The sequence below is a fragment of the Rhodanobacter sp. FW104-R8 genome (assembly GCF_001617365.1).
Lineage (GTDB): Bacteria > Pseudomonadota > Gammaproteobacteria > Xanthomonadales > Rhodanobacteraceae > Rhodanobacter.
Genome location: NZ_LVJR01000071.1, coordinates 1 through 5,983 on the forward strand (window position 1 = coordinate 1; position 5,983 = coordinate 5,983).

The window sequence follows — 5,983 nt, forward strand, 5'->3', positions numbered from 1 at the left end:
CACGGCATCCGGACACCCTTTTGCCCAAGCGCGACTCGGGCAAAATCAGAATACAAGGGCGGGCACTGCCCGCCGCTCTTAGCTGAAGAGCCGGCGGGCAGTGCCCGCCCTACGAAGCCGAAGCAAGAGCATCGCGCACAGGGTGCGCTCCTACAGGCGTTTCGGAACGGATTGTTCGGGATGTTCCAAGGGGTCGTCATGGCAGGGCGTCTCGAAAGCCCCGCATATTTTTCATCCATCCACAGGAGCATCGCCATGGATATCATCCGCAACGGCGCGCAGGCCTCCGTCAAGGGGCCGGCCGAGTACTTCACCGGCAATGTGCGCATCGACTGGCAGTTCCAGCGCGGCGGTGAATCGCGCATGGCCGGGGCCAGCGTGACCTTCGAGCCGGCTGCGCGCAGCGCCTGGCATACCCATCCGCTCGGGCAGACGCTGATCGTCACGGCGGGCAAGGGCTGGACCCAGTGCGAGAACGGCCCGATCGTCGAGATCAACGCCGGCGACATCGTCTGCTGCCCCGCGAACCACCGGCACTGGCACGGCGCCACGCCGACCACGGCGATGACCCACCTCGCCATCCAGGAAGCGAAGGACGGCAAGGTGGTCGAATGGATGGAGAAGGTCACCGACGAGGAATATCTTGTGGGGCCGACGCCCTGATTCCGTTCCGCCATCCCCCAATGAGGAAAGCCCCATGACCACCAAAGCCTACGGCGCACATGCCGCCGACAAGCCGCTGCAGCCCGTCGATATCGAGCGTCGCGCACCCGGTCCGCAGGATGTGCAGATCGACATCGCCTATTGCGGCGTCTGCCATTCCGACCTGCATACCGTGCGCTCCGAGTGGGGCGGCACGCTTTATCCCTGCGTGCCGGGCCACGAGATCGTCGGCCACGTCAGTGCCGTGGGCGGCGCGGTGAGCGGCTTCAAGGTAGGCGACACCGTGGGCGTGGGCTGCCTGGTCGGCAGCTGCCAGCATTGCGCGGCTTGCGACGAAGGGCTGGAGCAGTACTGCGAGAACGGTTTCGTCGGCACCTACAACGGCCCGACGGCGGATGCGCCGGGGCACACGCTGGGCGGTTACTCGCAACGCATCGTGGTCGACAAGAAATTCGTGCTGAAGATTCGCCACCCCGAAGCGCAGCTTGCCGCGGTCGCGCCGCTGCTGTGCGCCGGCATCACCACCTATTCGCCGCTGCGGCACTGGAACACCGGCCCGGGCAAGAAGGTCGGCGTGGTCGGCATCGGCGGGTTGGGCCACATGGGCGTGAAGATCGCGCACGCGATGGGCGCATACGTGGTGGCGTTCACCAGCTCGGAAAGCAAGCGCCAGGATGCGCTGAACCTGGGCGCGGACGAGGTGGTGGTTTCGCGCAACGCTGGCGAGATGAAGGCGCACGCCAACAGCTTCGACCTCATCCTCAACACCGTGGCCGCCAGCCATTCGCTGGATGCATACACGTCATTGCTCAAGCGCGACGGTACCCTGGTGCTGGTCGGCGTGCCGGAGCATCCGCATCCGTCGCCGAGCATCGCGAACCTGATCTTCAAGCGCCGGGCGATCGCCGGCTCGTTGATCGGCGGCATCGCCGAGACCCAGGAGATGCTGGATTTCTGCGCGGAGAAGGGCATCGTCGCCGACATCGAGATGATCCCCATGCAGAAGATCGACGAGGCCTACGACCGCATGGTGAAGAGCGACGTGAAGTACCGCTTCGTCATCGACAACGCGACGCTGGCGGGTTGAGCCAACTCGCGGGGACAGAGCAGAGAGCCGTAGGGCGGACACTGTCCGCCGCCTTGCATCGAGGTACATGGCCGAGCCGGCGGACGGTGTCCGCCCTACGCAGCCGGCAGGTGGAGCGTCGGTTATTTCAAGCCACGAACTGCAGCCGCGCCAGTTCCGCGTACAGGCCGCCCTCGGCCAGCAGGCTCTCGTGCGTGCCCTGGGCCACGATGCGGCCGCCGTCCATCACCACGATGCGGTCGGCGCGTTGCACGGTGGCGAGGCGGTGGGCGATCACCAGGGTGGTGCGGCCCTGTTCCAGCCGCGCCAGCGCCTGCTGGATCGCCGCTTCGGATTGCGCGTCCAGCGCCGAGGTGGCTTCGTCCAGCAACAGCAGCGGCGCGTCGCGCAGGATCGCGCGGGCGATCGCGATGCGCTGGCGCTGGCCACCGGACAGGCGCACGCCGCGCTCGCCCAGCTCGGCGCCGTAGCCGTCGTCCAGCGCGCTGATGAACTCGTGCGCCTCGGCGGCGCGGGCGGCCTCGCGTACTTCGTCGTCGCCGGCATCCTGGCGGCCGAAGCGGATATTGTCCGCGGCGCTGCCGGCGAAGATCACGGTTTCCTGCGGCACCAGCGCGATCGCGCCGCGCAGGCCGGCCAGGCTGGTAGCGCGCAGGTCGATGCCGTCGATGCGGATGCTGCCGTTCTGCGGATCGTAGAAGCGCAGCAGCAGGGCGAACACCGTGCTCTTGCCCGCGCCGGACGGGCCGACCAGGGCCACTGTCTCGCCGGGGCGGATCGTCAGGGTGAAGTCGTGCAGCGCCGCCGCGTCGGGGCGGGTGGGGTAGTGGAAGGTCACGCCGTCGAAGCGCAGCTCGCCGCGCATCGGTTGCGGCAGCACTTGCGGCTGCGCCGGGTCGACGATGTCGGCGCGTTCGCCGAGCAGTTCGCCGATGCGCTCCATCGCGCCGGCCGCGCGCAGCACGTCGCCCCATACCTCGGACAGCCCGGCCACCGAGCCGGCGGCGAACACCGCGTACAGCACGAACTGGCCCAGCACGCCGGCGCCCAGGGTGCCGGCCAGCACATGGCGTGCGCCGGCCCACAGCACCAGGGTGATCGCGCCGAACACCAGCACGATCACCGCCATGGTCAGCAGCGAACGCATGCCGATGCGCCGGCGCGCGGTGGCCAGCGCGCGGGCGATCGCGCTGCCGTAGCGGGTGCTCTCGATCTGCTCGCGCGCGTACGCCTTCACCGCGGTGGAGGCGTTCAGGGTTTCGTTGGCGATCGCGGCGGCATCGGCGAGACGGTCCTGGCTGGCGCGCGACAGCTTTTGCACGCGGCGGCCGAACAGCAGGATCGGCAGCATCACCGCCGGGATCACCAGCGCCGTGAGGCCGGCCAGCGACGGCGCGGTCCACACCATCGCCACCGCCGCGCCCACCAGCATCACCGCGCTGCGCAGCGCCACCGACACGCCGGAGCCAATCAGCGCCTGCACCACCTCGGTGTCGGCGCTCAGCCGCGACAGCAGCTCGCCCACGCGGCTCTTCTCGAAGAAGCCCACGTCGAGCCGGATCACGTGCGCGTACAGCGTCTGCCGCAGCGAAGCCAGCGCGCGCTCGCTCAGCAGCGTGATGCAGAAGTAGCGCGCGGCGGTGGCGAAGGCCAGCACTAGCGCCACGCCGAACAGGGCGATGAAGGTCTGGTTGATCACCGCCTGGCTGGAGTGGCCGAAGCCCTGGTCGATGATATGGCGGAACGCCATCGGCAGCACCAGCGAGGCGCCGGAGGACAGCGCCAGGAACAGCAGCCAGCCGAGCGCGAGCGCGCGGTGCGGTTTCAGGAACGGCCACAGTTCGCGCAGCGCGCCGATGCGGTGGGCGGGGCGGGACGTGTCGGTAGGGGCGTCGCTCATGGGTTCTCGCCGGCGGATCGAAGATGGACGCGGGCCCGCGCACGGGCGATCCGTTCAAGGTGGGGCGGGTTGCCGTCGATTCAATCCGCGGCCATGGTTTTCAAGTATTCAACCGGCCCTGGCGCTCCTACAAGCGTTTCGCGGTGCTGCGTCCGCGGCTGATGTCGCTGACGCGCAGTTGGGCTTCGTCGACCCGGCTGTCCGGCAGGCGCAGTTGCAGTTCCACGCCATCGGCACCGAACGTTTCGTGTTCGACCTCGGCCTGCAAGTCTTTCAGGCGCGCCTTGAGCAGGGCCAAATCGGCGAAATCGCAGCGCAGGCCCAGCCGCGCCATCGCCACGATCGGCACGCGCTCGGCGCGGCGCAGGCATTCCGCCGTGGTGCCGCCGTAGGCGCGCACCAGCCCGCCGGCGCCGAGCTTGATGCCGCCGTACCAGCGCGTCACCAGCACCGCGACGCGATCCATCAGCTGGCCTTCGATCGCCTGCAGGATCGGCCGGCCGGCGGTGCCGCCGGGTTCGCCGTCGTCGTTGAAGCGGTAGTCCTGGCCGATGCGGTACGCCCAGCAGTTGTGCGTGGCAGTGGGGTCGCCCGCCTCGCGCACGAACGCCAGCGCCTGCTCGGGCGAATCCACCGGTGCGGCCAGCGCGAGGAAGCGGCTCTTCCTGATCTCTTCCTGGTGACGGCACGGCTGGACTAGCGTGGACAGCGTTCCGCTCATGGCTCGAGCGGTTTCGCGCGCAGCGCCTTGCGACGTTCCACGGCGGCGCCGGGGCGGGCCTGTTCCGGCGCGGCCCCATCGGGCCGTCGTTCGCCCGGCATGCCGGGCTCCTGCGGCGGCCGCGGGGTGGTCATGCGGAGAGCGGATCGCGCATGCCGCGCGGCGGGAAGTGGCGCGGCGTGTCGCGGCGGCGTGCGTGCGACGCCTCCAGCGCGGCGAGGTTGTCGGCCGGTATCCGCATCGTATCGGGAGTGGCCGCGGCATCCATGGGTGGCGAGGTTAAGGCAAATCGCCGGGCAGCGGGTAGGTGGCGTGCGCCGGGCCGCCGGTCGGCTTCACCGGGTACGCCGGGCCGGTGCGGTAGCATGGCGTCCCCTGCAGGACCGACCGAACCCCATGATCAACAACGACGTATTGCGCGCCATCCGCTACATGCTCGACCTCAGCGACGGCAGGGTGGTGGACATCATCCACCTGGCGGATGCGGCCTCGCCGATCGGCAAGGAAGACGTGCAGGCGTTCCTGAGGAAGGATGACGAACCCGGCTACGCTGAGTGCAGCAACAAGGTGCTGGCACTGTTCCTCGACGGCCTGGTCTTCCACCGCCGTGGCAAGGACGAGAGCCGGCCGCCGCGCCCGCCGGAAAAGCGCGTCACCAACAACGTGGTGCTGAAGAAGCTGCGCGTGGCGTTCGAGCTGAAGGACGTGGACATGCACGAGATCCTCGAGGCCGCCGGTTTCCCGATCTCCAAGCCGGAGCTCAGCGCGCTGTTCCGCCAGAGCGACCACAAGAACTTCAGGCTGTGCGGCGACCAGCTGCTGCGCAATTTCCTGAAGGGGCTGACGATGCGGGTGCGCGGCAACGACTGAGCGGTTGGCAGGTGCGTCTGCCGTCACGCCCTTCCGCCCGATGGGCGTGCGAGTGGAGCTGGGGGAGGGCGGGAGTTCGCTACGGAACTCCCGCCTTCCCGCTTACTGCGCCTTCACGCTGACGTCGTCGATCACGAACGAGGTCTGGTTGGAACTGTCTTCCACGCCGTAGAAATTGATCTGGATGGTCTGGCCGATGTAGGCCGACAGATCCACGGCATGCTCGACGTAGCCGCTGGCCGCGTTGAGGTTCGACCAGGTTGCCAGCGTCACGTACTTGCCGGCGGAGGTGATCACCTGCGCGCTGAGCGTATCGTAGGCCGTGCTGGTCGTGGTCTCGGCGGTGTCGATGTGCATGTAGAAGTCCAGCGTGGCCTTGGTCGCCGTCGCCGGAATGGTGATCTGCTGGCGCACGTAATCCGTGTGCGCGCTGCCATAGCCGTCCAGCCAGGCCTTGTAGCTGCCGGTACGGGCCGGCTCGCCGCTGGCGTTGGTGATGACCCCGCTGGTCTGCGTCCACGGCGTGGTGCCGTTCTCGAAGCTGTTGTTCTTCACCAGTTCGGTGGCGGTGCCGCCGTTGGAAATGCTGAAGCTGACCGTGCTGCTGGTGCCGACGTTGCCGGCCGCGTCGTAGGCCTTGGCGACCAGGCTGTGCGTGCCGTTGCCGAGCGTGGTGGAATCCAGCGTGGCCGTGTACGGCGCGGCGGTGTCGGTGGCCACCAGCGCGTTGTCCACGTAGAAC

6 protein-coding genes are annotated in these 5,983 nt (G+C 68.6%); 3 read left to right on the forward strand and 3 right to left on the reverse strand.

Annotated features, from left to right (window positions below):
• Window positions 1-255 precede the first annotated feature (255 nt).
• Both RHOFW104R8_RS11300 and RHOFW104R8_RS11305 read left to right on the forward strand, forming a co-directional pair.
• Window positions 256-663 (forward strand): cupin domain-containing protein, encoded by a 408-nt coding sequence (locus tag RHOFW104R8_RS11300; protein ID WP_068094766.1) that lies wholly within the window; start codon window positions 256-258, stop codon window positions 661-663.
• 34 nt (window positions 664-697) lie between these two features.
• Window positions 698-1,750, forward strand: a complete 1,053-nt coding sequence (locus RHOFW104R8_RS11305; protein WP_068094769.1) for an NAD(P)-dependent alcohol dehydrogenase — start codon at window positions 698-700, stop codon at window positions 1,748-1,750.
• A gap of 127 nt (window positions 1,751-1,877) precedes the next feature.
• On the opposite strand, the gene RHOFW104R8_RS11310 is transcribed toward RHOFW104R8_RS11305, so the two are convergent.
• Window positions 1,878-3,650, reverse strand: a complete 1,773-nt coding sequence (locus tag RHOFW104R8_RS11310; RefSeq protein WP_068094772.1) for an ABC transporter transmembrane domain-containing protein — start codon at window positions 3,648-3,650, stop codon at window positions 1,878-1,880.
• 127 nt (window positions 3,651-3,777) lie between these two features.
• Window positions 3,778-4,371 carry a YigZ family protein gene (locus RHOFW104R8_RS11315; RefSeq protein WP_068094775.1) on the reverse strand — a complete coding sequence of 198 codons (594 nt, stop codon included), beginning with the start codon at window positions 4,369-4,371 and terminating at the stop codon, window positions 3,778-3,780.
• A gap of 396 nt (window positions 4,372-4,767) precedes the next feature.
• On the opposite strand from RHOFW104R8_RS11315, the gene RHOFW104R8_RS11320 reads away from it, so the two are divergent.
• Entirely contained in the window at window positions 4,768-5,241 is a 474-nt protein-coding gene (locus RHOFW104R8_RS11320) for a DUF1456 family protein (RefSeq protein ID WP_068094779.1), read from the forward strand.
• 102 nt (window positions 5,242-5,343) lie between these two features.
• On the opposite strand, the gene RHOFW104R8_RS11325 is transcribed toward RHOFW104R8_RS11320, so the two are convergent.
• Window positions 5,344-5,983 (reverse strand): Ig-like domain-containing protein (locus RHOFW104R8_RS11325; RefSeq protein WP_235605144.1); only part of this gene is annotated, 640 nt, incomplete at its 5' end.

Bases quoted from the DNA above. Each gene is read 5' to 3' on its own strand.
- RHOFW104R8_RS11315 (WP_068094775.1), bottom strand. From the start codon at position 4,371: ATGAGCGGAACGCTGTCCACGCTAGTCCAGCCGTGCCGTCACCAGGAA.
- RHOFW104R8_RS11305 (WP_068094769.1), top strand. From the start codon at position 698: ATGACCACCAAAGCCTACGGCGCACATGCCGCCGACAAGCCGCTGCAG.
- RHOFW104R8_RS11310 (WP_068094772.1), bottom strand. From the start codon at position 3,650: ATGAGCGACGCCCCTACCGACACGTCCCGCCCCGCCCACCGCATCGGC.
- RHOFW104R8_RS11300 (WP_068094766.1), top strand. From the start codon at position 256: ATGGATATCATCCGCAACGGCGCGCAGGCCTCCGTCAAGGGGCCGGCC.
- RHOFW104R8_RS11320 (WP_068094779.1), top strand. From the start codon at position 4,768: ATGATCAACAACGACGTATTGCGCGCCATCCGCTACATGCTCGACCTC.